This is a genomic window from Pseudomonas sp. BR20 (genome assembly GCF_050780135.1).
In the GTDB taxonomy this organism is placed as follows: Bacteria; Pseudomonadota; Gammaproteobacteria; order Pseudomonadales; family Pseudomonadaceae; genus Aquipseudomonas.
In genome coordinates, this window is sequence record NZ_CP172012.1 from 401,924 (window position 1) to 427,194 (window position 25,271).

Sequence of the window (25,271 nt, forward strand, 5' to 3'; positions counted from 1 at the left end):
CCCACAAGGCGCCTTTCAACAACTCTAATTCGCTCCGCGTGCGCGCGGTGCTGTTAAGGAAAGCCGACATGCAGCTCAAAGATTCCCAGTTGTTCCGCCAGCAGGCCTTTATCGATGGCGCTTGGGTGGATGCGGACAACGGTCAGACCATCAAGGTCAATAACCCTGCCACGGGCGAGATTATCGGCACCGTGCCAAAGATGGGCGCTGCGGAAACCCGCCGTGCCATCGAAGCTGCCGACAAGGCGCTGCCGGCCTGGCGTGCGCTGACCGCCAAGGAGCGCGCCAACAAGCTGCGCCGTTGGTTCGAGCTGCTGATCGAAAACCAGGACGATCTCGGTCGCCTGATGACCCTGGAACAAGGCAAGCCATTGGCCGAGGCCAAGGGTGAAATCGTCTATGCCGCGTCCTTTATCGAGTGGTTCGCCGAGGAAGCCAAGCGCATCTATGGCGACGTGATCCCCGGCCACCAGCCCGACAAGCGCCTGATCGTGATCAAGCAGCCTATCGGCGTGACCGCCGCCATCACCCCGTGGAACTTCCCGGCCGCGATGATCACCCGTAAAGCCGGCCCGGCCCTGGCCGCCGGTTGCACCATGGTGATCAAGCCTGCTTCGCAAACCCCGTTCTCGGCCCTGGCCCTGGTTGAGCTGGCGCACCGTGCCGGTATCCCGAAAGGCGTGCTGAGCGTGGTCACCGGCAGCGCCGGCGACATCGGCGGTGAGCTGACCAGCAACCCGATCGTGCGTAAATTGTCCTTCACCGGCTCGACCGAAATCGGTCGCCAGTTGATGGCCGAATGCGCCAAGGACATCAAGAAAGTTTCCCTGGAGCTGGGCGGCAACGCGCCATTCATCGTGTTCGACGACGCGGACCTGGATAAGGCCGTCGAAGGCGCGATCATCTCCAAGTACCGCAACAACGGCCAGACCTGCGTCTGCGCCAACCGCTTGTACATCCAGGATTCGGTGTACGACGCGTTTGCGGAAAAACTGAAAGTCGCGGTGGCCAAATTGAAGATCGGCAACGGTCTGGAAGAAGGCACCACCACCGGCCCGCTGATCGACGAAAAAGCCGTGGCCAAGGTCCAGGAACACATCGCCGACGCCCTGAGCAAAGGCGCCAAGCTGTTGGCCGGTGGCAAGGTCATGGAAGGCAACTTCTTTGAACCGACCATCCTGGTCGACGTGCCGAAAAACGCCGCCGTTGCCAAGGAAGAAACCTTCGGCCCGCTGGCGCCGCTGTTCCGCTTCAAAGACGAAGCCGAAGTGATCGCGATGTCCAACGACACCGAGTTCGGCCTGGCTTCTTACTTCTACGCCCGCGATCTGGGCCGTGTGTTCCGTGTGGCCGAAGCCCTGGAATACGGCATGGTCGGGGTCAACACCGGGTTGATCTCCAACGAAGTGGCGCCGTTCGGCGGCATCAAGGCCTCGGGCCTGGGCCGTGAAGGCTCCAAGTACGGGATCGAGGACTACCTGGAAATCAAATACCTCTGCCTGGGCATCTAAGCCGGGAAGGGATTGCAGTAAACGCAAAGGGCACGAGAGCGCTGACCCTTTGCGTGTTTCACACCGTTATTCGTAGTGGCCGGGAAAGCTGTGGCAGTCGATCATCGCATGCTGCCGTAGTTGCCTCCCCGCCACGTATTCCTTGAGCAACGCCACCCGATGAGTGGCGAATGAGGACTTTATGAGCAAGACCAACGCTTCCCTGATGAAACGCCGCGAAGCCGCTGTACCGCGCGGTGTTGGCCAGATTCACCCGATCTTCGCCGAATCCGCGAAGAACGCCACCGTGACCGACGTTGAAGGTCGCGAGTTCATCGACTTCGCCGGCGGTATCGCCGTGCTGAACACCGGCCACGTGCACCCGAAAATCATCGCTGCCGTGACCGAACAGCTGAACAAGCTGACCCACACCTGCTTCCAGGTACTGGCCTACGAGCCGTACGTCGAAGTGTGCGAAAAAGTGAACGCCAAGGTTCCAGGCGATTTCTCCAAGAAAACCCTGTTGGTCACCACCGGTTCCGAAGCCGTTGAAAACGCCGTGAAAATCGCCCGTGCCGCGACTGGCCGTGCCGGCGTGATCGCGTTCACCGGCGCCTACCACGGCCGCACCATGATGACCCTGGGTCTCACCGGTAAAGTCGTGCCTTACTCGGCCGGCATGGGCCTGATGCCCGGCGGCGTGTTCCGCGCGCTGTACCCGAACGAGCTGCACGGTGTCAGCGACGACGACTCCATCGCCAGCATTGAACGCATCTTCAAGAACGATGCCGAGCCGCGTGATATTGCCGCCATCATCATCGAGCCGGTACAGGGCGAAGGCGGTTTCTACGTCGCGCCGAAGCCGTTCATGAAGCGCCTGCGTGAACTGTGCGACAAGCACGGCATCCTGCTGATCGCCGACGAAGTGCAAACCGGTGCCGGCCGTACCGGTACCTTCTTCGCCATGGAACAGATGGGCGTTGCCGCCGACCTGACCACCTTCGCCAAATCCATCGCAGGCGGCTTCCCGCTGGCCGGTGTGTGCGGCAAGGCCGAATACATGGATGCCATTGCCCCAGGTGGCCTGGGCGGCACCTACGCCGGTAGCCCGATCGCTTGCGCCGCTGCGCTGGCGGTGATGGAAGTGTTTGAAGAAGAGCACCTGCTGGACCGCTGCAAGGCTGTCGGCGAGCGCCTGGTGACTGGCCTCAAGGCGATTCAAGCCAAGTACCCGGTAATCGGTGACGTGCGTGCCCTGGGCGCGATGATCGCGGTTGAGTTGTTCGAAGACGGCGACAGCCACAAGCCAAACGCTGCGGCCGTTGCCGCCGTGGTGGCCAAGGCGCGTGACAAGGGCTTGATCCTGCTGTCCTGCGGCACCTACGGCAACGTGTTGCGCGTACTGGTCCCGCTGACCTCGCCGGACGAGCAGTTGGACAAAGGCTTGGCGATCATCGAAGAGTGCTTCTCCGAGCTGTAAGCGGAAGTTGGCCTGATCGATAGAAAAACCCGCTTCGGCGGGTTTTTTTGTGCGCTTGCAGCACCTTCAGACCTCCTCGCACCGCCCCTCCCACAGTGATCGGCATTCAGCCAGCGATGACGCGATTCTTGCCCAGGCGCTTGGCCTCATACATGGCGGCATCGGCGCGGGCGAACAGGCTGTCCAGGGTGGAGTCTTCCTCGGTCAGGCTGGCCAGGCCCTGGCTGATGGTCACACTGAACGCCTGGCCTTCATAGCTGAAACTCAGTTCCTGGATCTCCTTGCCCAGGCGTTCGGCCACTTGCAGCGCCATCTCCGGCGCGCAACCCGGCAGGACTGCGGCGAACTCTTCGCCGCCAATGCGTCCGAACAGGTCACCACGGCGCAGTACCCCGCGACCGCTCTCGGCGATACGCCGTAGCACCTGGTCGCCCTCCAGATGGCCGTAGGTGTCGTTGACGTCCTTGAAGTCATCGATGTCCAACAGCAGGAAGGCCAGCGGCGCGCCTTGGGCGCAGGCGCTGTCGAAGGCCTGGTTGGCGCATTCGAAGAAGTGCCGGCGGTTGCTGCTCTGGGTCAGCACGTCGGTGGTGGCGAGACGGTGCAGCTCCATTTCCATCTGCTTTTTTTCGGTGATGTCCTCGGCCATGCCGACCACGATCACCGGCTCGCCAGGTTCGACCTGCTGGTTGATGTAGCACTTGTCGCTCAGCCAGCGGATCTGCCCGTCGGCGGTGATGATGCGGTACTCGCGATCCTCCACGGCACCCTGCTCCAGCACGCGCGCCAGGCTGTGTTCGGCGTAATCAAGGTCTTCGGGGTGAATGCTGTTGCGCCATTCGCGGTGGTCGGCCAGCAACAGGCCGGCGGAACGTCCAAAAATCCGTTCGTATGCCGGGCTTACGTAGAGCACGCGGCGGGTTTGCCAATCGATGGCCCAGAGCACGGCATTCACACTGACCAGCAGCGAACTCAGTAATTGTTCGCGTTCGCTCAGTCGTTCGACTTCGCCCTGGGCATGTACCAGTGCCAGCAGGGTTGCTGCCGCAGCCGGACGCGGAGGGTCAGCGGTAGGGCTGTCGGTGGTGAAGGGCTTTTCGAGAACCATCGGCACAACTCTCTCTGGGCGCGCCGCAAGATCAAGCAGCGGTCACTACAAGGGGTCACCATGATGGCGAAGTGTTCATTGAGAGAGGCGAATTGCAGTGAAGTTCCGTCAATAGTATCGATTGACGGTGTCCGAGAAATGGCGCCAAAAAGCTGATGGACGGGAGGGAAGGCCCTCCCGCCATGTTGTCATACAGATGCAGGTCGCAGCGAATAGGTCTTCAATTGGTGGGCAAAATCCCGCAGGGACTGGATGCCGCTGGCCTCGGCCTCGTGTACCCATTCCTTGATGGCCGCCAGCATATCGTGGCCGTTGGAGCTGGTTTTGAGCCAGATCTGCTGCAGCGCCAGGCGTTTTTCGTAGATCACTTTCAGCGCCTGACTGTGTTCCAGCATGCTCTGGATACGCAGGTGGTGGCGGTCATCCAGCAGGCTGGTTTCCCGCGACAGCAGGCGTTTGGCGCGGTGGAACTGGTGGCGCACCGAGTGATCGACCTTCTCCAGCTCCTGCTTGACCAGCGGGCCAATCACCAACTTGCGGTACTGGGCCATGATCTGGAAGCGGTTGTTGAGGATCGCCATGGCGGTGTCCATGTCCAGATGGCCCTTGCCCTCCACGCGGTGGGCAATCGGTGCCACACGCTGTACCTTGGCCAGGCGCAGGAAGCTGAACACTTTGATCCATGCCCAACCCAGGTCGAACTCCCACTTCTTCACCGACAGCTTGGCCGAGTTGGGGTAGGTGTGGTGATTGTTGTGCAGCTCTTCGCCGCCGACGATGATGCCCCACGGCACCAGGTTGGTGGCGGCGTCACGGCATTCGAAGTTGCGATAGCCGACGGCATGGCCCAGGCCATTGATCACACCGGCGGCCCAGAACGGAATCCACATCATCTGGATTGCCCAGATCGTGATGCCGATGGTGCCGAACAGCAGCAGGTCGATTACGCCCATGATCGCCACACCCAGCAGCGGGTAAGGGGTGTAGATCTTGCGCTCGATCCAGTCGTCCGGGCAGTTCTTGCCGTAGATGCGCAGGGTCTCGGGGTTTTCGGCCTCGGCGCGGTACAGCTCGGCGCCTTTGCGCAATACGGTGGACAGGCCCTTGATCACCGGGCTGTGCGGGTCGTCGACGGTCTCGCATTTGGCGTGGTGCTTGCGGTGGATGGCGGTCCACTCGCGGGTGTTCTGCGCCGTGGTCAGCCACAGCCAGAAGCGGAAGAAGTGTTTCAGGCCAGCATTGAGCTCCAGGGAGCGATGGGCTGAATAGCGGTGCAGATAGACCGTGACCCCAACGATGGTCACGTGGGTCATCAACAGAGTGACTGCCACCAGTTGCCAGGCCGACAAGTCAAGAAAACCGTTGTACCACATAGGCTGTATGGCCCTCAGATAAAGAAAAGAACAGCTCACGCATTATCACTAAGCCTACAGAGAAAACCAGCGGCCCTTTCAGATAAGACTTACCAGATGTTACATATCCTATAATCCCCATTCTTTGTAGGACGATTCTTGGCTTTTAGTAAGGATTACTAGGCATATGCTGTTTTCATACGGAGGTGCCCTGAGTGCGGGGCTGGTATACCTGCTGGCTTCAAGCGCCTGGATAGGCGTTACTCAACGGGTATTGATCGAGTTTCTCGATAATCCGACCGAGCTGAGCCATTGGTTGCAGGTGCGCGGCTATGTGTGGGTAGCGCTCAGCGCCCTGCTGATCTACCTGATTTGTGCCCGATCTGCCCAGGCCCACCAGCAGCGGCAACCGTTGAAAGAGAACCGCGAGCGCCTGCGCCAGGCTGCTGCCGTGTTCGATTGTACCCGCGAAGGGGTGTTGGTCACCGACGCCAAAGGCTTGATCGTGCATGTGAACCGGGCCTTCATGGAAATCACCGGCTACCAGCGCGAAGACGTCATGGGCCAGCAGCCGAGCCTGTTCAAGTCCGGTCGCCATTCGTCGCATTTCTATCAACAGATGTTTCAGACCCTGGAACACACCGGTGAATGGAGCGGTGAAATCTGGAATCGGCGCAAAAGCGGTGAGATTTATCCACAGTGGCAAACCATTCGCGTGATTCACGATGACCTGGGTCATCTCAGCCATTACGTTGCGGTGTTTTCCGACATCAGCGCCATCAAGGATTCCGAGCACGAGTTGGCCCACCTGGCTCACCACGACCCGCTGACCGACCTGCCCAACCGCCTGCTGTTCACCGACCGCGCCGAGCAGGCGATGGCCTCGGCGCAACTCCACAAGCGCGGCTGCGCCCTGCTGTTGCTGGACCTGGACCACTTCAAGATCATCAACGACAGCCTTGGCCATAACGTGGGCGACCAGTTGCTCAAGCTGGTGGGCGAGCGGCTCAAGGTGTTGTTCGGCCCCGGCGTCACCCTGGCGCGCCTGGGCGGGGATGAGTTCGCGGTGCTCGCGGAAAATTGCTCACAGGTGGTGCAGGCGGCGGCGTTGGCACAGCGCATGCTGGATGTAATGAAGCAGCCGTTCATCTTTGACGGCCATCAACTGTTTATCAGCGCCAGCATCGGCATCAGCCTGTTCCCCAATGACGCCCTGAACGCCGAGCAGTTGTTGCGCAACGCCGATTCCGCGCTGTTCAAAGCCAAAAGTGTGGGGCGTGAAGGTTATGCGCTGTACACCGAAGAACTCACCGCCCACGCGCAGAACCGGGTGGAAATCGCCAGCGAACTGCGCCGTGCCCTCGAACGGCAGGAACTGCGCGTCTACTACCAGCCTGTGCACGATTTGCACACCAGCCGCCTGATCGGCGTCGAAGCGCTGGTGCGCTGGCAGCACCCCGAGCGTGGCCTGGTGCCGCCGGGCGATTTCATCCCCATCGCCGAACGCACCGGGCTGATTGCCGATATCGATGGGTGGGTGATGGACCAGGCCTGCCGACAGATGTGCCAATGGCTGGCCGACGGTTTGCCATTGAGCTTTATCGCCATCAATGTGTCGAGCCGCCTGTTTGCCCGACGCGAACTTTACGATCAGGTCGCCCAGGTGCTGCACGATACCGGCCTGGACCCGGCTTTCCTTGAGCTGGAAGTCACCGAAAGCGCAGTGATGGATGACCCTGAAGTGGCCCTGGAACAGCTGCACCGCTTGCGCGAACTGGGCTTGCGCCTGGCCATTGATGACTTCGGCACTGGCTATTCCTCCTTGCTGCGCCTCAAGCGCCTGCCGGTGCAGAAGCTCAAGATCGACCAGGGCTTCGTCGCCGGGCTGCCGTGGGACGAAGACGATGCCGCCATCGTGCGGGTGGTGATCGCCCTGGCGAAAAGCATGGGCATGCAGGTGCATGCCGAGGGGATCGAACAGGTGGAGCAGGCGCGGTTCTTGTTGGAGCAGAACTGCGATATGGGCCAGGGGTACTGGTTTGGGCGGCCAATGCCGGCGCTGGAAATTGACTGGGACCGCGCACCCGCCATCCAGACTTGAAATGCATTCAAATGTGGGAGGGGGCTCCCACGTTTGGATATTCACAAGGCCTAATTTCTCCGCTCAGACACAAAACCCTCTCGCAACCTCACGCCCTGCCAGAAAATTCTTTTTGGTTATATAAACATTCTTAAATAGTATTTTTAAGAATATCCGCGCTTATCTACTATCGCCCTACGCCGCAAGCAGTGCCGCCACTGCGAGGCACTATTCATTTCAGGAGCGAGACCATGAGCGCATCTCTACGTAGCGTCGACGGCCAGGACGAAGCAGCCATTTTGCGTGAGATCCAGAGCGCCTTGCGCGATCTGCGGTTTGGCGCGGTGGAAATCACTGTGCACAACGCCCAAGTGGTACAGATCGAACGCAAGGAAAAATTCCGTTTGCAGAACCCGGGTAACAAACCGAGCTAAGCAAGAACGGCGATAGACCCGCAACTATAAGAAAAAGCCAACACCCCAGAATTTCAGGAGCTTCTATGTCGTCGATTCGCCGTTATGCCCTGGCCGCCCTGGCCAGTGCCGTGTTTGCCGGTTCCGCGGTTGCCAAGGACTACGAATTGCTCAACGTTTCGTACGATCCTACCCGTGAGCTGTACCAGGACTACAACGCTGAGTTCACCAACTTCTGGAAACAGTCTCACCCCGGCGACAACGTCAAGATCCAGCAGTCCCACGGTGGTTCGGGCAAGCAAGGCCGGGCAGTGATCGACGGCCTGCGCGCCGACGTGGTGACCCTGGCCCTGGCCGGTGACATCGACGAAATCGCCAAGCTGGGCAAGACCCTGCCGGAGAACTGGCAGACCCGCCTGCCGGACGCCAGCACCCCATACACCTCGACCATCGTGTTCCTGGTGCGCAAGGGCAACCCTAAAGGCATCAAGGATTGGGGCGACCTGATCAAGAAAGACGTGTCGGTGATCACACCTAACCCGAAAACCTCCGGCGGCGCGCGCTGGAACTTCCTTGCCGCCTGGGCCTACGGCCTGAAATCCGGTGGCAGCGAAGCCAAGGCCCAGGAATACGTGAAAGAGCTGTTCAAGCACGTGCCGATCCTCGACACCGGCGCGCGCGGTTCGACCATTACCTTCGTCAACAACGGTCAGGGCGACGTGTTGCTGGCCTGGGAAAACGAAGCCTTCCTGGCCCTGAAAGAAGACGGCGGCGCCGACAAGTTCGACATCGTCGTACCGTCCCTGTCGATCCTTGCGGAGCCGCCGGTGGCCGTGGTCGACAAGAACGCCGAGAAAAAGGGCAACACCGAGATCGCCACTGAATACCTCAAGCACCTGTACAGCCCGGCTGGCCAGGAGATTGCGGCGAAGAACTTCTACCGCCCACGCGATGAGAAAGTCGCCGCCAAATACGCCCAACAGTTCCCGAAACTGGACCTGGTGACTATCGACAAAGACTTCGGCGGCTGGAAAACTGCCCAGCCGAAATTCTTTAACGACGGTGGCGTGTTCGACCAGATCTACACGGCGCAGTAAGCCGAGCAACAACCCGCCCACAGAGCCCGCATTCACCTGCGGGTTTTGTGTGTCAGTTCCGCTAACCAAGGACTCTTATGTCGCGTCGTATTTCCCCCGTCATACCCGGCTTCGGGCTGACGCTGGGCTACACCGTGGTGTACCTCAGCCTGATCGTACTCATCCCGCTGGCGGCGATGTTCGTACACGCCGCTCAACTCACCTGGGATCAGTTCTGGAACATCATCTCCGCACCCCGTGTGCTGGCGGCGTTGAAACTGAGCTTCAGCACCGCGCTGTACGCCGCCCTGATCAATGGCGTGATCGGCACGCTGCTGGCCTGGGTGCTGGTGCGCTACACCTTCCCCGGCCGCAAGATCATCGATGCGATGATCGACCTGCCGTTCGCGCTGCCCACCGCCGTGGCCGGTATTGCGCTGACGGCGCTGTACACGCCGACCGGTCTGGTGGGCCAGTTCGCTGCTGACCTGGGCTTCAAGATCGCCTACAGCCCGTTGGGCATCACCCTGGCGCTGACCTTCGTGACCCTGCCGTTCGTGGTGCGCACGGTGCAGCCGGTACTCGCCGATATCCCCCGGGAAATCGAAGAAGCCGCCGCCTGCCTGGGCGCCAAGCCGTTGCAGGTGTTCCGCTACATCCTCGTCCCCGCGCTGTTGCCCGCCTGGCTGACCGGTTTCGCCCTGGCGTTTGCCCGTGGCGTCGGTGAGTACGGCTCGGTGATTTTCATCGCCGGCAACATGCCGATGAAAACCGAGATCCTGCCGCTGCTGATCATGGTCAAGCTCGACCAGTACGACTACCGCGGCGCCACCTCCATCGGCGTGCTGATGCTGGTGGTTTCCTTTGTCCTGCTGCTGCTGATCAACTTGTTGCAGCGGCGTATCGAACGTCCATAAGGAGGCGCGGAACATGTCCCAATCGTCTATTTCCGCGGCATCCTCGGCCAACGCAGCCCGCCGTGGCAGTGCTGTTTCCCGGCGCATCCTGATCAGCCTGGGGTGGCTGGTGTTCTTCCTGTTCCTGCTGCTGCCGCTGTTTATCGTGGTGTCCCAGGGCTTGAAGAACGGCCTCGGTGCGTTTTTCACCGCGATCCTCGAACCGGACGCGTTGTCCGCGCTGAAACTCACGGTGATCGCCGTGCTGATTTCGGTGCCGCTCAACTTGGTGTTCGGCGTCAGCGCCGCCTGGTGCGTGAGCAAGTACTCGTTCCGTGGCAAGAGCATCCTGGTGACGCTGATCGACCTGCCGTTCTCGGTGTCCCCGGTGATCGCCGGCCTGGTCTACGTGCTGATGTTCGGCGCCCAGGGCTTGTTCGGCCCATGGCTGCAGGAGCACGACATCCAGATCGTGTTCGCCTTGCCCGGCATCGTGCTGGCGACCATTTTCGTGACCGTGCCATTCGTCGCCCGTGAACTGATCCCGCTGATGCAGGAGCAGGGCACCCAGGAAGAAGAGGCCGCGCGCCTGCTGGGCGCCAATGGCTGGCAGATGTTCTGGCATGTCACCGTGCCGAACATCAAATGGGGCCTGATCTACGGCGTGGTGCTGTGCACCGCACGGGCCATGGGTGAGTTCGGCGCGGTGTCGGTGGTGTCCGGCCACATTCGCGGCGTGACCAACACCTTGCCGCTGCACGTCGAGATTCTCTACAACGAATACAACCACGTTGCCGCCTTTGCGGTGGCGAGTCTGCTGCTGATCCTGGCGCTCTTCATCCTGCTGCTCAAGCAGTGGAGCGAGAACCGTATTAATCGCCTGCGCGCCGCTGCGGCTGAGGAATAAGTCATGTCGATCGAAGTCCGTAATGTCAGCAAGAACTTCAACGCCTTCAAGGCCCTGAACAGCATCAACCTGGACATCCAGAGTGGCGAGTTGGTGGCGTTGCTTGGCCCGTCCGGCTGCGGCAAGACCACCTTGCTGCGCATCATCGCCGGCCTGGAAACCCCGGATGACGGCAGCATCGTGTTCCACGGTGAAGACGTCTCCGGCCACGACGTGCGCGATCGCAACGTCGGTTTTGTGTTCCAGCACTACGCGCTGTTTCGCCACATGACCGTGTTCGACAACGTCGCCTTCGGCCTGCGCATGAAACCGAAAAAACAGCGCCCGAGCGAAAGCCAGATTGCGGCCAAGGTTCACGAACTGCTGAACATGGTGCAGCTGGACTGGCTGGCCGACCGTTACCCGGAACAACTCTCCGGTGGCCAGCGCCAGCGTATCGCCCTGGCCCGCGCCCTGGCGGTGGAGCCGAAAGTGCTGCTGCTGGACGAACCCTTCGGCGCCCTCGACGCCAAGGTGCGTAAAGAGCTGCGCCGCTGGCTGGCGCGCCTGCACGAAGACATCAACCTGACGTCGGTGTTCGTGACCCACGACCAGGAAGAGGCCATGGAAGTCGCCGACCGCATCGTGGTGATGAACAAGGGCGTGATCGAGCAGATCGGCTCACCGGGCGACGTCTACGAAAACCCGGCCAGCGATTTCGTCTACCACTTCCTCGGCGACTCCAACCGCCTGCACCTGGGTGAAGACAAGCACGTGCTGTTCCGCCCCCACGAAGTGTCGCTGTCGCGGCATGAGCTGGAGGATCACCACGCGGCTGAAGTGCGTGATATCCGCCCGTTGGGCGCGACCACGCGGGTAACCTTGAAGGTCGAAGGCCAGACAGACCTGATCGAAGCCGAAGTGGTGAAGGACCACGACAGCCTGACCGGTTTGGCTCGCGGCGAGACCTTGTTCTTCAAACCCAAGGTCTGGCAAAAAGCCTGAGCCCCAAACAAAAATCCCGATGTGAAACAGGTTCAATGTGGGAGGGGGCTTGCTCCCGATAGCGGTGTTTCAGCCAGCTTATCTGCTGCTGACCCACTGCAATCGGGAGCAAGCCCCCTCCCACATTCAGACCTGTCTCGGCTTCAGATCGCGGCGAACCACCGGTCCCGAGCGCTCCTCAATCTGTTGCTTGAGGCCCTGGCGCAACCCCAGCAAAAACGCCACTTCCGCCACCACAAACAACGGCCCCACAATCAGCCCCGACACGTCATCCACAAACGCCGGTTTCTTGCCTTCGTAGTAATGCCCGACAAACTGAATCACCCAGCCCGCCACAAACAGGCCGACGCCGCTGCTGAGCCACACCATCGTGCTCTGCGCCGCCAGCTCATGCCCGGCCCACACCGACAAGCCCATCAACACTGTCATCAGCACCCCCAGGGCCAATTCCAGGCGCAGGTAAAACCACGCGGAAAACAGCGCGACAATCACGGCGGGTGAAATCCACAGCCCGCCCACCGCCCATTGGGGGCGTGACAGCAGCACGGCCACCGCGACCACAATCATCGGGATGCCAATGAAGTGGCTGGCGATATTGCGCGGGTCGCGGTGGTAGGCGGCGTATTGACTGAGGTGGTCGACGAGGCTTTTCATTGTTGTTCCTCCTGTAGGATGTTTGATCATGCCCTGTCAGCCTGGGACTAACTGTCAGCTGGGCGACAATCTTCGGAGTTCTCATGGATGCGACGCAATGGCACTCCCGGTTGGCCGTCGGTCACTGGTTCAGTCACCTGCCCGTACCGTTCCAGCATAGCCTGCTGGCCCATGCGCGGCTGCGGCAGCTGACGGCGGGACAGTACCTGTTCAAGCGCGGCGACCCGCCCTGTGGCTTGTATGCGGTGCTCGACGGCACCCTGCGTGTCAGTGCGGTGAATGAGCACGGCAAGGAAGCGCTGTTGAGCCTGGTGGGGGCGCCCTACTGGTTCGGCGAAATCTGCCTGTTCGACGGTTTGCCGCGCACCCATGACGCCTGCGCCACGGGGCCGTGCACGCTGGTGCAGGTGCCGCAGCAGGCGCTGCTGAAGATCCTTGATGAATCTCCTCGGTACTGGCGCGACCTGGCGTTGCTGATGAGCCAGAAGCTGCGCCTGAGTTTTATCGGCCTCGAACAGCTCAGCCTGATGCCCGCCTCGGTTCGCCTGGCCCACCGGCTGTTGATGATCGTTGCGGGTTACGGCGACATGGAGCCGTCAAAGCGCGTGCTGCAACTGCCCCAGGAAGACCTGGCGGCGATGTTGAGCCTGTCGCGCCAGACCACCAATGCCTTGCTCAAGGACCTGCAAACCCAGGGCATCGTGCGCCTGGGCTACGGCGAGATCGAAATCCTCGATGCACAGCGGCTACGAGAGGCGGCGCACACCTGAGGGTGTTAGCCTGCAAACCTGATCAATCGAGGTGTGTTATGCGTGTCCTGTTAGTGGAACATGAATCCGAAGAGGCACAGCGGATGGCCCAGGGCTTGAACGAGGCCGGCTACACCGTGGAAGTTGCGGCCAACGGCATGGCGGCGCAGCGCTTTGTCGAAAGCGCTGAGTACGACCTGGTGATCCTGGATGTGATGCTGCCTGGCCTGAATGCCTGGAAGCTGCAGCAGGCGATCCGGCAGAAGGGCGAAACGCCGGTGTTGTTCCTGACCACGCCGGGCGGGATTGAGGATCGCCTGCGCGGCTTGGAGCTGCATGAGGATGATTACCTGCTCAAGCCGTTTGAGGCCAAGGGGTTGGTGATGCGGGTGAAGAAACTGTTGCGGCGCGATCGGGGTCGCTGATTGATCCCGTCACTGTAGTGCCTGAAAGATTGCCATCGGGAGCAAGCCCCCTCCCACAGGAGAACGCATTTCAAATGTGGGAGGGGGCTTGCTCCCGATGAGGCCATCACCGTCACCACACATCCCCCTACCGCAACCCATCCCGAAACTGCCCCGGCGTCATCCCCGTCCAGCGCTTGAACGCCCGGTTAAAGCTGCTGGTATCAGCAAACCCCAACAGATGACTGATCTCCGCCAACGAGCACTGTGGATCACGCAGATGCAACAGCGCCAGATTCTCCCGGCACTCATTGAGCAGCGCATCAAACCGACACCCCTCATCCGCCAGATGCCGCTGCAAACTGCGCAAACTCAAGTGCAGCGCCTGGGCAATCCGCTCGGCACTCGGCTCGCCATCGGGCAGTTGCGCCTCGATGGCCGCGCGCACCTTGCGTTCCCAGGTCAGCGGTTGCAGTTGGGCCAGGGTGCGTTTGAGCACGGTTTCGTTGTGTTCCGCCAGTTCCGGGTTGGCGTCGTCCAAGTGGCTGTCGAAATCGCTGGCGGCGAATTCGAGGCGGTCTTCCTCGGCGCCAAAAAACACCGGTGCGCGGAACACCGTGTGCCAGGGCTTGGGGTCGGCAGGTTGCGGGCGCCGTAGGTAAACCGCCAACGGCGCATAGTCGCGGCCCAGGCGGTTGCGGCACGTACGCACATAGATCGCGGCAAACGCATCGATGGCTTCCAGCGCCGGCGCCGGGCTGCCCGGCGGTTGCAGCAGGCGAAAGCGGTAGCGCTCGCCATCGCCGCTGAGCTCAAGGGTCAGGGCATCGCTGACCACCTGGTGATACCGCACGATGCGCTCGAACACCTCGCGCAGGCTGCCGCTCGCCACCAACGCATAACCCAACGCATGAAAGGTGGTCGGGCTGACAAACCGCGACACCCGCAACCCGATTGCCGGATCGCCGCTGGCCTGCACCGCCAGTTCCCACAAGCGCGTGGTGGCCGACAGCGGGTAACGCGCGTTGGGGTCGTCCATCTGCTGCGGATCGAGCCCGGCCTGGGCGCACAGCGCGGCGCTGTCGAGGCCCAGGGCATCGAGCTGCTTGCGCAGGGCGCGGGTCCAGCTGGCGAGGGAAGTCGGTTCGGTCATGGCAATTGGCGCTTGCGGTCAACAGGTTGGCGTGTGGGGCTAGCGTCCTGCAAGAAGCCCTGGTGCAGGATGTAACCATCAATGAATAAGAGGATGGGAGCATGGACGGTACTTCTGCAAGTCCCCAGCAGATGAACGCGCAACAGCGTTCGGCGCATATCCGCGAGGTGGTGCTCGCCGAAGGCGTGCGCTTGCGCCGGCAGCACCCGTGGTTGCTGCATCAGGACGCCCTGGGCGCGGGCATCCTGGCCTTTGCCTTGCTGGGCATGATGGGCTCGGCGGCGCTCTATATCAGCGGTCACATGGCCTGGTGGGCCTGCCTGCTGCTCAATGCATTCCTGGCCTCACTGACCCACGAGCTGGAACACGACCTGATCCACAGCATGTACTTTCGCAAACAGCGCGTGCCGCACAACCTGATGATGGGCCTGGTGTGGCTGGCGCGGCCGAGCACCATCAACCCGTGGATCCGTCGCCACCTGCACCTCAATCACCACAAGGTCTCCGGCACCGAGACCGATATGGAGGAACGTGCGATCACCAACGGCGAGCCCTGGGGCTTGGCGCGGTTGCTGATGGTGGGCGATAACGTGATGTCGGCGTTTATCCGCATGCTGCGCGCCAGGACCTGGGGCCACAAACTCAAGATCCTCAAGCGCTCGCTGCTGGTCTATGCACCGCTGGCGCTGCTGCATTGGGGCGCGTGGTACCTCTTCCTCGGTTTCCATGCCGCCAACGGCATCGCCAGCCTGCTGGGCACGCCGATCGACTGGGCCACCGGCACCTTGCAGATGATGCACGTGATCGACATCGCCGCTGTGGTGATCATCGGCCCCAACGTGCTGCGCACCTTTTGCCTGCACTTTGTCAGCTCCAACATGCACTACTACGGCGATGTGGAACTGGGCAATGTGATCCAGCAAACCCAAGTGTTGAACCCATGGTGGATGTGGCCGTTGCAGGCGTTCTGCTTCAACTTCGGCAGCACCCACGGGATTCACCATTTTGTGGTGAAGGAGCCGTTCTACATCCGCCAGATGACGGCCAAGGTGGCGCATGAGGTCATGGCCGAGATGGGCGTGCGCTTCAATGATTTCGGTACGTTTGCGCGGGCCAATCGGCTTGAACCCATGGCGTCGCCCCAGACCCGGCTCAATCCGGCTGAAACGGCGACGCGCTGAGCACCACGCCGGTTTCGTCCACATACTGCTGCCAGTGGCCGATTAACGTGGCGAGTTTGTCCGGATGACTCAAGGCCAGGTCGTGGATTTCTCCTGGGTCCTGGCCCAGGTCATACAGCTGCCAGGTCGCCGGGCCCACGGGGCCGGGGATGTACACGGCTTTCCACTGGCCCTGGCGAATCGCACGGCGGCCAAACAGCTCCCAGCCGGTCACCGTGTTTTCGTCGTGCACCTGGGCGGTCTCGCCAGAGAGGAAGCCCAGCCACGACTTGCCCCGCAGCGGCGCCACCGGCTTGCCACGCCATTGTTTGCCCGGATGACGCACGCCGGCCAGGTCCAGGATGGTCGGCGTGATGTCCATCACCGTGCCGAACCCATGGCTGATACGACCTTTGAGGGACAGCTGCGGATAGTGCACCAGCGCCGGCACGCGAATCCCGCCCTCGGTGGTGAACGCCTTGAACAATCGTGACGGTGCGGTTGCCACCTGCGCCCACGACGGGCCATACCAGACGTAGGAGTTGGCGCGGCCGATATTGTCCAGGCTGTTGTCGTAATGCTGGTTGAGGTAGGTGAGCAACTGCGGTCCGAACTTGGGGAACGCCTCCAATAGCGCACCTTCGGCACCGTTGTCGGACATGAACACAATGAACGTATTGTCCAACTGCCCCTGCTGGCGCAGGTAATCCACCACTCGGCCGATGTTCCAGTCCATGCGCTCGACCATCGCCGCATACACTTCCATGGCCCGCGCCGAGACCTGGCGCTGTTCGTCGGTCAAGGCGGCCCACTGGGTGTTCAGTTCGATCAACGGATGGGGCTCGACGTCGGCGTCGATCAGCCCCAATGCTTTGAGTTTGGCCAAGCGTTCCAGGCGCAGCACGTCGGGGCCGGCGTCGTAGCGACCACGGTACTTCTCGACGATGTCCGCAGGCGCTTGCAACGGCCAGTGCGGCGCGGAAAACGGCAGGTAGGCGAAAAATGGCCGTGCCTGATCGCGCTCCTTGAGGTACTGCAGCAGCTTGTCGCCGAAGGCATCGGAGGAATAGAAATCCTTGGGCAGTTGCTCGATGAACCGGTCGTCTTCGATGTACAGCGCCGGGGTGGATTTGAGCAGACCTGGGGTGTCGTCGTTATAAGTCGGTTCGAAGCCGTAGTGGTTGGCCGCCCCCGGCAGCAGCGAGAACGAACGCTCGAAACCGCGGGCGTGGGGTGCCAGTTCAGCGGTCAGGCCCAGATGCCACTTGCCGCTCATCAGCGTCTGGTAACCGGCCTCGCGCAGCAGCTCCGGCAGCGCCACCACCTTGTCATTCAAATAGCCCTCGTAGCCGGGCTTGCCGATCAGCTCCGGGGTCAGTGCCTCGGCCATGGTGCCGATACCGGCGATATGGTGGTCGGTACCGGTGAGCAGCATCGAGCGGGTAGGCGAGCACGTCGGGGCGGTGTGGAAGTCGGTCAGGCGCAGGCCGTTCAGCGCCAGGGCGTCCAGGTGCGGCGTGGAAATTTCCCCGCCAAACGCACCGAGGTCGGAGAAGCCCATGTCATCGGCCAGGATCACGAGAAAATTGGGACGTTGCGGCATCACGGCACTCCTCATTAGCAGGCGGTTTTTCAGCAGGCGATAAACGCCAGTGGCAGGTCGCGGATCTGTTCGCGCGCGGGCGGCTGGTAATGGCCGTCGCTGGTCAGTTCATGCAGCAACTCCTCACGCAGTTGGTGGAATTCGAAACTGCTGCGTTGGCGCGGGTGGGGCAGGGCAATCTCGACGACCTGCTTGATTCGCCCCGGCCGGGGCTCCATCACCACCACCCGGTCGGCGAGGAAAATCGCTTCCTCCACATCGTGAGTCACCAATACCGTGGTGATTTTGGCGCGGGCGCGGATCGCCAGGAGTTCGTCCTGCATCTGCTGGCGGGTCAGGGCGTCGAGGGCGCCGAACGGTTCGTCCAGCAACAGAATGCGCGGGCTGGCCACCAGTCCGCGGGCAATCGCCACCCGTTGCGCCATGCCGCCGGACAGTTGGTGCGGATAGGCGCGGGTGAAGTCGGTGAGGCCGACCAGTTCGATAAAGTCAGCGATGCGCTGGTTTCGCTCTGCCTCGCTCAACCGCTCGTTGACCAGACCCAGGCCGATGTTTTCCGCCACGCTCAGCCAGGGGAACAAACGGTGCTCCTGAAACACGATGCCGCGTTCGCCGCCGATGCCGCTGACCGCTTTGCCGTCGACGCGGATCTCGCCGCGAAACTGCGTATCCAGCCCCACCAACAGGCGCAGCAGGGTGGATTTGCCGCAGCCGCTGGAGCCGACAATCGCGACGAATTCGCCTTCGGCAATCTCCAGGTTGAATTCGCGGATGGCTTCCAGCTCGAAGCCGTCGACGTTGAAGGTCTTGCCCACATGGTTGAAGCTGACGATAGGTGCGTTCATGCGTGTCTCCAGCGGGTGGCGCGGGTTTCGATGCGCTGGCCGATCAGGTTGAGGGCTGCGCCGGTGAGGCCGACCAGGAGCATGCCGCTCATGATCAGATCCATGCGCAGCAGTTGTTGGGCACCGATCATCAGGCTGCCGATGCCGCCGTTGGACGGCATGAAATATTCCGCACCGATGGTGCCCAGCCAGGCGTAGACCAGGCTCAGGCGCAGGCCGGCGAAAATACCGGCTGCGGCACCTGGCAGTACCAGGCGTCGTAACCGTTGGAATAGGTTCAGGCGCAACACCTGCGCCGCTTCGTTGAGCTGCGGCGACAGATTCAGCACGCTGCGTTGGGTGGCTATAAACAGCGGGAAGAAGGCGGCGAGGGCGATAAACACCCACTTGGCTAACTCACCCAGGCCAAACCAGGCGGTGAGCAGCGGTACCCAGGCAAAAATTGCGATCTGACGCAAGGCCGCCAGGGTCGGCCCGAGTACCCGCTCACTGCGCCGTGACAGTCCCAGCCACAGGCCCATGGCAAAGCCAAGGCCGCCACCGAGCAGCAACCCGCCCAGGCTTCTCCCCAGGCTGGTGCCCAGTGCACCGCTGAGGTTGCCATCCACTACCCCGGCGACGGTGGTGTGCAGCACCACCCATGGGCTGACCAGAATATTCGGGTCGATCCAGCCTTGTTGCGTCGCGACCTGCCACAGCGCCAGCAACAGCAGGGGCAGCAACCACGGTTGCAGGCGCTGCCAGCCTTGATAGCGCGGCCCGCGACGAATCTGCGCCGTGGCCGGATGGGGCCAGTGCACCCATTTGCGGTCCAGCCAGCCAATGCCACGGTCCATCGCCACGCCGAATACGCCGATGACCACGATGCACACGAAGACGATATCCAGCATGAACAGTTGGCGCGCCCACACCATCAGGTAGCCGATCCCTTCGCTGGAGGCCAGCAACTCCACCGCCAGCAGCGAGGTCCAGCCGGCCGCCAGGGCCAGGCGTACCCCGGCCATAAAGGCGGGGAGCGCGGCAGGTAGGATCAGGCGACGGATCAACAGGTGCGTGGGCAGGCGCAGCACGCGGGCGGCTTCACGCAACTGGGGTTGGGCGTCGCGCACGCCCACCAGGGTATGCAGGGTCACCGGCACCACGATTGCCTTCACCAGCACGACCAGTTTCAGGGTTTCGCCAATGCCGAAGAACACCATGAACAGCGGAATCCAGGCCAGGGTCGGTACTTGCGACAACGCGCTGAACGTCGGAAACACCAGGCGCTCGGCGCGCGCACTGAACCCCAGCAACGCCCCCAGCAGCGCCCCGGCGCCAATGCCCGCCAGCAGGCCCCAGAACAGGCGTTGCAGGCTGATTGCCAAGTGGCTCCATAACTCGCCGCCGGCCAGTTCCACGGCGCTGCTCCACACCAGGGACGGTGGCGGCAGGATCTGCTCGCTCATCCAGTGATTGCGGCTGGCCAGCCACCACAGCGCAAACAGCGTCACCGGCAGCAACCATGTCAATAGGCGTTCACTGCGCAGCGGCCAGTGTGGCGGGGCGCCGGGGGCCGCGAGCGGGAGGCTCAAAAGTGAAATTCGGGCCATGGAGGACCTCCGTTGTCGCCGATGGCGTTATGTGTTTTTGATCTTATAAAAACGCAATCAAGATGATTGGGGGATAAGAAAAATCATTTAAAGCTTCTGCCCGGCGCGCATCCAATGCATTCGAAGAATATTTTCGATGCTGTTTATGCATAGCCCCCTGGGACCGGCGCTTTCACTTGCATAGATCCAAAAGCTATTAAATTGTGAATTTATAGTATTTAAAGTTTTTATCCGTCTGTGCCTACTTTCTGCTCCCCAGGCGACCCTCGCCCACAAGGAGCTGCGCTTATGAAACTGCCCTTCAAACGTCTGATCACCCTGGTCGCAGGCACCGCACTGGCGGGCCTGGTACAGGCTGCCGACCTCAAGGAAATCCGCATCGCCGTGCCCGACCTCAGCGCAGGCAGCCAGCACAGTGGTGGGGGCATAACGGACGTGCTGCGCGAGCAGCAGATCTTCGAAAAAGCCTTTGCCGACCAAGGCATCAAGATCCAGTGGAATTACTTCAAGGGCGCCGGCCCCGTGATCAATGAAGCCTTCGCCAACGGTCAGGTGGACCTGGCGTACCTGGGCGACCTGGCGGCGATCATCGGCCGTTCCAATGGCCTGGAGACGCGCTTGCTCAGTGCCACCGCGCGGGACATCAAGCAGTACCTCGGCGTGGTGCCCGGCTCTGGCATCAAGACCTTGCAGGACCTCAAGGGCAAGCGCGTCGCGGTGTTCCGTGGCACGGCCAGCCAGTTGTCGTTCGACAGTGCATTGACCAGCCAGGGCTTGAGTGAGAAGGACCTCAAAGTCATCAGCCTGGACTACAGCGCCGCCAATGCCGCGCTGGCCGCCAAGCAGATCGACGCCACCTGGGGCGGTTCGAACCTGACGGCGTTGCAAGCCAAGGGGCTGGCTGAAATTCCGCTGACCACCAAGGACCTCGGCGGCGCCGGCAGCGTCCAGGCGGTGCTGGTGGGCAGCAAACAGTTTGTCGACGAGCATCCCGACGCCGTCGCCAAGCTGCTCAAGGCCCAGCAGCAGGCGGTGCAATGGTTGACCGATGACAACAACAAGCAAGCCTACATTGCGCTGGTGTCCGGGCTGGCCAGTTACCCGCCGGTGATCCTCACCAATGACTTGAAAGACCAGACCCTCAGCGAGATTTTCCCGTCGACCCTGGACCCGGTGTTCCTGGCTAAATTGCAGGGTTCGGTGGATCTGGCCTCCAAGGAGAAGCTGATTCGCAAGTCGTTCCAGGTGAGTGACTGGGTGGCGCCGAATCTGGAGGCGGCGGGGCGTTGAGTCGGGTGGTGTCTGGGCCATCGCCATCGGGGGCAAGCCCCCGATGAGGCCCTTCAAACCGCCACACTTACCTCCTGCCTGTCTACCTCCACCAGCGTCTCGATCATCGCCTTCGCCGCCGGCGACAACCGCGAACCGGTGCGGCTGACAATCCCGCAGCGGGCGCTCATGGTCTCCATGTTCTGCGGCAGGTTGCGCCAGTGCAGCAGCTTCAACGTGCCCTGGGCGATGTCTTCGGCGAACGCCTCCTCGGTGCCGACGCCGATGGCATTGGACTGCAGCACGATCTTCACCAGCGCCGGGAAATGTTCGGTCTGGATGCTCGGGGAAAAATCCATGCGCCCGCTCAGGTTCGCCAACAGTTTGCGAATGCCCTGTGAGATCAGCGGCGCCGCCAGCGGGTAGTCGAACATGTCGTTGGTCGACAGGCTGTCCTTGGCCAGCAACGGGTGCCCCGGTCGGCAAAAAAATACCCCGCGCTTGGGGGTCAGCGCGCGGGTCTGGAAATTCGGGTCGGCTTCGAATTGGCGGATGTCGGCGATAAAGAACTCGATCTCTTCACGGCTCAGGGCTCGGCTGAGTTTTTCCCAGTTATCCACCTGGAAGCTGGTGCGGATTTTCGGGTGGGCACTGATAAAGCGCGCCACCGCATCCGGCACCAGTTTCACCGCCGGTGCCGGGCCGCAGCCGAAGCGCAGGTCGCCGGCGTCGAGCTTGGTCATGCGCGTCACTTCGCTGCTCAGCAGCGCCGCGCCGTGCACCAGGGTCAGGGCGTGTTGCAGCACTACCTGGCCTTCCGGCGTGGGGCGCAGATCCTTGTGGCCACGGTCGACCAGCACGCAGCCGAACTCCTGTTCCAGTCCCTGGATGCTGCGGCTGAACGCCGGTTGGGTGATGCCCATGGCGTCCGCTGCGCGCACGAAACTGCGGTGTTCGTTGAGGGCGATGAAGTACCGGAGTTGGCGAAGATCCATATGCTTTCCCTGCATCTTAAAAATAGGTCGAAGGCATTTGCGACCACGGGAGCAGAGGTTTTAAATGCAAGCTCTTATTCCGTCAACGAAGCATCCATTCATTTGCTAGACCTAAATTGCATATGGATAGAGCGTTGTCGGAAAGCGTCCCCATCAGCAGGCACAAGAGGGTCATCACCATGAGCAACGCCGCATTAGCTGTTCAACCCGTCGCCCAGGCGCTGGATATTCACCCGGTCGCCGGCCGCATCGGCGCCGAGATTCGCGGGATCACACTGTCCGGCGATCTGGATGCCGCCACGGTGGAAGCCATCCAGCAGGCGCTGGTGCAGTACAAGGTGATCTTCTTCCGTGAGCAGACTCACCTCGATGACCAGAGCCAGGAAGCCTTCGCCCATCTGCTCGGCGAGCCGATTGCCCACCCGACGGTGCCGGTGCGCGACGGCACGCGCTTTCTTATGGAGTTGGACGGTACCCGTGGCCAGCGCGCCAATTCCTGGCACACCGATGTGACCTTCGTCGACGCCTACCCGAAAGCTTCGGTCCTGCGTTCGGTGCTGGCGCCCAAATCCGGTGGCGATACGGTCTGGGCCAACACCTCGAGCGCCTACAACGACCTCAGCGTCGAACTGCGCGCCCTGGCGGATAACTTGTGGGCAGTGCACAGCAACGAATACGACTACGCCGCGCTCAAGCCGGATGTGTCGGCAGAGCGGCTTGAGGCATACCGCAAGGTGTTCACCTCGACGGTGTATGAAACCGAGCACCCGGTGGTGCGCGTGCATCCGGTCAGTGGCGAGAAAACCCTGTTGCTGGGGCACTTCGTCAAGCGCCTGAAAGGTTATTCCCAGGCGGACTCGACCCAGCTGTTCAACCTGCTGCAAAGCCACGTCACCCGCCTGGAAAACACCGTGCGCTGGCGTTGGAGCACCGGCGACGTGGCGATCTGGGACAACCGCGCCACCCAGCATTACGCAGTGGACGACTACGGCACCCAGGAACGCATCGTGCGCCGGGTGACGCTCAAGGGCGATGTGCCGGTGGGCGTGCACGGGCAGCGGAGTCAGACCACCAAAGGACTCTGAGCTGACAACGCTTCAAATGTGGGAGGGGGGCAAGCCCCAATGCCAGTTAGTTAAGGGCGAACACCGTACCTGTGGTGAGCGGGCTTGTCCCGCGTCGGGCTGCGCAGCAGCCCCGGAACCAGGCGCAGAGGAGTGCCTGATACACCGCATTCGTCTTCATCAGGGGCGCTTCGCACCCCAACGCGGGGCAAGCCCGCTCGCCACAGGGGGCCCCGTTTGCTGCGCGACAACGCTACTTCGAAGAGGTAGTGGGACCTCCCACATTCGATGTGTGGTTTACCAGACGCCGATTTGCACCACTTTCTCCGCTTCCGGCTCACCGTAACGAAACCGTTGGCCACGCAGATCGATCTCAGTGTGGCTGATGGTGGTGCGCCGCTTCAGCCCGCGCAGCCATTCGAACAGATACCCCAAATGGGTTTCGCGCACCTCGGCATAGGCCGGGTCGTCGCCCAGGTCGTGCAGTTCCTGTGGGTCGTTTTCCAGGTCGAACAATTGTGCGCGGAAGCCGTCGTACGCCAGGTATTTCCAGCGCTCGCTGCGCACCATGGTCATGCGGCAACGGTCGATGGGTTGCGCCAGGCGTTCGCGGGCCGGGGCCTGGAAGGCGTAGTCGTACTCGGCGATGGCGTAGCGGCGCCAGCTTGTTTCCTGGCCGTGCAACAGCGGGATCAGTGAGCGTCCTTCCAGGCGATGCTCGGCCGCGGGCAGGCCCAAGGCATCGAGGAAGGTCGGCAGCGCATCGATGGTTTCCACCAGGCGCGCATCCACTGTGCCACGGCGGGTATCGGCAGCGGCGCGTGGGTCGCGCACGATCAGCGGAATGCCCACGGCAGGTTCCAGCAGAAATTCTTTTTCGCCGAGGAAGTGATCGCCGAGGAAGTCGCCGTGGTCGCTGGTGAACACGATCAGGGTGTCGTCCCAACGGCCATTGCCTTGCAGAAAATCGAACAGTCGCCCCAGTTGGTCGTCGACCTGTTTGATCAAGCCCATGTAGGTGGGAATCACCGTGAGCCGTACCTCGTCACGGGAAAAGTTCAGGCTCTCCTGGTGCTGGCGGAACGCCTGGTACACCGGGTGATCGCTGGTTTCCCCTGGCTGGATCGGTGCCTGGATATGCTCGGTGCCATACAGCGCGTGATAGGGCGCCGGTGCGATGTAGGGCCAGTGTGGCTTGATATACGACAGGTGCAGGCACCACGGTTGTTCGGCCTGCTCACGTATAAAGTCGATAGCACGGTCGGTGGTGTAGACGGTTTCCGAGTGTTCCCCGGCCACGCGCGCGGGCAGGCCTGCATTGCGCATGTGCCAACCGCTGAGCACTTCGCCGTTTTCACCTGCTGCTGCATTGGCCCATTCGTGCCACGGATTGGTGCCGCTGTAGCCCTGCTCGCGCAGGTAATGGGTGTAGGGCGCGGACTCGCGTTTTTCATCGAACAGCGGGCTGTCGGGGTAGATGCCGTCATGACGCAGGTACGCCTCGAAGCCGACCTCGTTCAACGGCTCGGCCTGCTCGCTGTCAGGGTCGATATTCAGGCGTTGCAAGGCTTCCACATTGGGCGTGGCGTGGGTCTTGCCGACCAGCGCCGTGCGGATGCCGTGGGGGCGCAGATAGTCGCCGATGGTCAGTTCTTCCAGGGGCAACGGCACCGCGTTCCACGCCACCTGGTGGCTGCTGACGTAGCGACCCGTATAGGCCGACATGCGCGAGGGCCCGCAGATGGTGCCTTGGGTATAGGCACGGCTGAAGCGCACACCGGCGGCGGCCAGGCGATCGATGTTCGGCGTGTGCAAGTGGGCGTGGCCATAGCACGACAGGTAATCGCGGCGCAGTTGGTCGCACATGATGTACAGCACGTTACGCACGGGTTGGGGGTGGGACATGGGGCTTCACCAGACGGAGGACAGGTGAGGTTTTTCGCCGTTCGGGCGGGGGCTGGCAAGTGCATTTGGGGACTGGGCCTGATGCAGTGAATGCA

23 protein-coding genes are annotated in these 25,271 nt (G+C 61.9%); 13 read left to right on the plus strand and 10 right to left on the minus strand.

Annotated elements, in window-relative coordinates:
• Nucleotides 1-68: 68 nt before the first annotated feature.
• Entirely contained in the window at nucleotides 69-1,511 is a 1,443-nt protein-coding gene (gabD, locus tag ACHPFG_RS01815) for an NADP-dependent succinate-semialdehyde dehydrogenase (protein ID WP_027607874.1), read from the plus strand.
• Between the two features lie 66 nt (nucleotides 1,512-1,577).
• Here the strand turns inward: gabD and ACHPFG_RS01820 are convergent, their stop codons facing one another.
• Nucleotides 1,578-1,700 carry a hypothetical protein gene (locus tag ACHPFG_RS01820; RefSeq protein ID WP_256097758.1) on the minus strand — a complete coding sequence of 41 codons (123 nt, stop codon included), beginning with the start codon at nucleotides 1,698-1,700 and terminating at the stop codon, nucleotides 1,578-1,580.
• Here ACHPFG_RS01820 and gabT point away from each other — a divergent pair.
• Complete coding sequence (gene gabT, locus ACHPFG_RS01825; protein ID WP_431701453.1) at nucleotides 1,693-2,970, plus strand: 4-aminobutyrate--2-oxoglutarate transaminase; 1,278 nt, start codon at nucleotides 1,693-1,695, stop codon at nucleotides 2,968-2,970. The genes ACHPFG_RS01820 and gabT overlap by 8 nt on opposite strands.
• 106 nt (nucleotides 2,971-3,076) lie before the next feature.
• Here gabT and ACHPFG_RS01830 read toward each other — a convergent pair whose 3' ends face one another.
• Both ACHPFG_RS01830 and desA read right to left on the minus strand, forming a co-directional pair.
• Complete coding sequence (locus ACHPFG_RS01830) at nucleotides 3,077-4,078, minus strand: sensor domain-containing diguanylate cyclase (protein WP_431701454.1); 1,002 nt, start codon at nucleotides 4,076-4,078, stop codon at nucleotides 3,077-3,079.
• A 188-nt stretch (nucleotides 4,079-4,266) separates the two neighbouring features.
• A complete protein-coding gene (desA, locus tag ACHPFG_RS01835) occupies nucleotides 4,267-5,451 on the minus strand; it encodes a delta-9 fatty acid desaturase DesA (protein ID WP_131697011.1) in 1,185 nt (394 codons plus the stop codon).
• 166 nt (nucleotides 5,452-5,617) lie between these two features.
• Between desA and dibA the strand changes: the two genes are divergently transcribed.
• The 6 genes from dibA to ACHPFG_RS01865 all read left to right on the plus strand — a co-directional run bounded on the left by dibA (nucleotide 5,618) and on the right by ACHPFG_RS01865 (nucleotide 11,786).
• Entirely contained in the window at nucleotides 5,618-7,531 is a 1,914-nt protein-coding gene (gene dibA, locus ACHPFG_RS01840; RefSeq protein ID WP_431701455.1) for a phosphodiesterase DibA, read from the plus strand.
• Between the two features lie 230 nt (nucleotides 7,532-7,761).
• Nucleotides 7,762-7,944 (plus strand): sulfur starvation response protein OscA, encoded by a 183-nt coding sequence (gene oscA / locus ACHPFG_RS01845; RefSeq protein ID WP_003170956.1) that lies wholly within the window; start codon nucleotides 7,762-7,764, stop codon nucleotides 7,942-7,944.
• Nucleotides 7,945-8,009: 65 nt separating this feature from the next.
• Entirely contained in the window at nucleotides 8,010-9,020 is a 1,011-nt protein-coding gene (locus ACHPFG_RS01850; protein WP_131697009.1) for a sulfate ABC transporter substrate-binding protein, read from the plus strand.
• A gap of 77 nt (nucleotides 9,021-9,097) precedes the next feature.
• Complete coding sequence (gene cysT / locus ACHPFG_RS01855) at nucleotides 9,098-9,916, plus strand: sulfate ABC transporter permease subunit CysT (RefSeq protein WP_027607868.1); 819 nt, start codon at nucleotides 9,098-9,100, stop codon at nucleotides 9,914-9,916.
• 13 nt (nucleotides 9,917-9,929) lie between these two features.
• Nucleotides 9,930-10,802 carry a sulfate ABC transporter permease subunit CysW gene (cysW, locus tag ACHPFG_RS01860; protein WP_090401148.1) on the plus strand — a complete coding sequence of 291 codons (873 nt, stop codon included), beginning with the start codon at nucleotides 9,930-9,932 and terminating at the stop codon, nucleotides 10,800-10,802.
• 3 nt (nucleotides 10,803-10,805) lie between these two features.
• On the plus strand, nucleotides 10,806-11,786 hold the full coding sequence (locus tag ACHPFG_RS01865) for a sulfate/molybdate ABC transporter ATP-binding protein (RefSeq protein WP_431701456.1): 981 nt from the start codon (nucleotides 10,806-10,808) through the stop codon (nucleotides 11,784-11,786).
• 126 nt (nucleotides 11,787-11,912) lie between these two features.
• Here the strand turns inward: ACHPFG_RS01865 and ACHPFG_RS01870 are convergent, their stop codons facing one another.
• Nucleotides 11,913-12,440 (minus strand): DUF962 domain-containing protein, encoded by a 528-nt coding sequence (locus ACHPFG_RS01870; protein WP_431701457.1) that lies wholly within the window; start codon nucleotides 12,438-12,440, stop codon nucleotides 11,913-11,915.
• Nucleotides 12,441-12,523: 83 nt separating this feature from the next.
• Between ACHPFG_RS01870 and ACHPFG_RS01875 the strand changes: the two genes are divergently transcribed.
• Together ACHPFG_RS01875 and ACHPFG_RS01880 are read left to right on the plus strand one after the other, a co-directional pair.
• The gene (locus tag ACHPFG_RS01875; protein WP_431701458.1) at nucleotides 12,524-13,210 is read left to right on the plus strand and encodes a Crp/Fnr family transcriptional regulator; all 687 of its coding nucleotides are present in this window, start codon (nucleotides 12,524-12,526) and stop codon (nucleotides 13,208-13,210) included.
• A 38-nt stretch (nucleotides 13,211-13,248) separates the two neighbouring features.
• Nucleotides 13,249-13,614, plus strand: a complete 366-nt coding sequence (locus ACHPFG_RS01880) for a response regulator (RefSeq protein WP_131697004.1) — start codon at nucleotides 13,249-13,251, stop codon at nucleotides 13,612-13,614.
• A gap of 127 nt (nucleotides 13,615-13,741) precedes the next feature.
• Here the strand turns inward: ACHPFG_RS01880 and ACHPFG_RS01885 are convergent, their stop codons facing one another.
• Complete coding sequence (locus tag ACHPFG_RS01885; RefSeq protein WP_131697003.1) at nucleotides 13,742-14,746, minus strand: AraC family transcriptional regulator; 1,005 nt, start codon at nucleotides 14,744-14,746, stop codon at nucleotides 13,742-13,744.
• A gap of 101 nt (nucleotides 14,747-14,847) precedes the next feature.
• Between ACHPFG_RS01885 and ACHPFG_RS01890 the strand changes: the two genes are divergently transcribed.
• A complete protein-coding gene (locus ACHPFG_RS01890; RefSeq protein WP_431701459.1) occupies nucleotides 14,848-15,927 on the plus strand; it encodes a fatty acid desaturase in 1,080 nt (359 codons plus the stop codon).
• Here ACHPFG_RS01890 and ACHPFG_RS01895 read toward each other — a convergent pair.
• Genes ACHPFG_RS01895 through ACHPFG_RS01905 form a run of 3 tightly spaced genes read right to left on the minus strand, consistent with a single transcriptional unit; the run spans nucleotide 15,899 to nucleotide 19,943 of the window.
• Nucleotides 15,899-17,509 carry an arylsulfatase gene (locus tag ACHPFG_RS01895; RefSeq protein ID WP_431701460.1) on the minus strand — a complete coding sequence of 537 codons (1,611 nt, stop codon included), beginning with the start codon at nucleotides 17,507-17,509 and terminating at the stop codon, nucleotides 15,899-15,901. The genes ACHPFG_RS01890 and ACHPFG_RS01895 overlap by 29 nt on opposite strands.
• A gap of 29 nt (nucleotides 17,510-17,538) precedes the next feature.
• Nucleotides 17,539-18,354 (minus strand): ABC transporter ATP-binding protein, encoded by an 816-nt coding sequence (locus ACHPFG_RS01900; RefSeq protein WP_431701461.1) that lies wholly within the window; start codon nucleotides 18,352-18,354, stop codon nucleotides 17,539-17,541.
• Nucleotides 18,351-19,943 carry an ABC transporter permease gene (locus ACHPFG_RS01905; RefSeq protein WP_431701462.1) on the minus strand — a complete coding sequence of 531 codons (1,593 nt, stop codon included), beginning with the start codon at nucleotides 19,941-19,943 and terminating at the stop codon, nucleotides 18,351-18,353. Before ACHPFG_RS01905 ends, ACHPFG_RS01900 begins: the two co-directional genes overlap by 4 nt.
• 288 nt (nucleotides 19,944-20,231) lie before the next feature.
• Between ACHPFG_RS01905 and ACHPFG_RS01910 the strand changes: the two genes are divergently transcribed.
• Nucleotides 20,232-21,233: an ABC transporter substrate-binding protein gene (locus ACHPFG_RS01910; protein ID WP_431701463.1), complete on the plus strand. Its 1,002-nt coding sequence runs from the start codon at nucleotides 20,232-20,234 to the stop codon at nucleotides 21,231-21,233.
• A 53-nt stretch (nucleotides 21,234-21,286) separates the two neighbouring features.
• Here ACHPFG_RS01910 and ACHPFG_RS01915 read toward each other — a convergent pair whose 3' ends face one another.
• Nucleotides 21,287-22,207 (minus strand): LysR family transcriptional regulator, encoded by a 921-nt coding sequence (locus tag ACHPFG_RS01915; protein ID WP_053137653.1) that lies wholly within the window; start codon nucleotides 22,205-22,207, stop codon nucleotides 21,287-21,289.
• A 179-nt stretch (nucleotides 22,208-22,386) separates the two neighbouring features.
• Here ACHPFG_RS01915 and ACHPFG_RS01920 point away from each other — a divergent pair, with 179 nt between their 5' ends.
• Entirely contained in the window at nucleotides 22,387-23,292 is a 906-nt protein-coding gene (locus tag ACHPFG_RS01920; protein ID WP_431701464.1) for a TauD/TfdA dioxygenase family protein, read from the plus strand.
• Between the two features lie 276 nt (nucleotides 23,293-23,568).
• Here ACHPFG_RS01920 and ACHPFG_RS01925 read toward each other — a convergent pair whose 3' ends face one another.
• The gene (locus ACHPFG_RS01925) at nucleotides 23,569-25,176 is read right to left on the minus strand and encodes an alkaline phosphatase family protein (protein ID WP_431701465.1); all 1,608 of its coding nucleotides are present in this window, start codon (nucleotides 25,174-25,176) and stop codon (nucleotides 23,569-23,571) included.
• Between the last annotated feature and the right edge of the window lie 95 nt (nucleotides 25,177-25,271).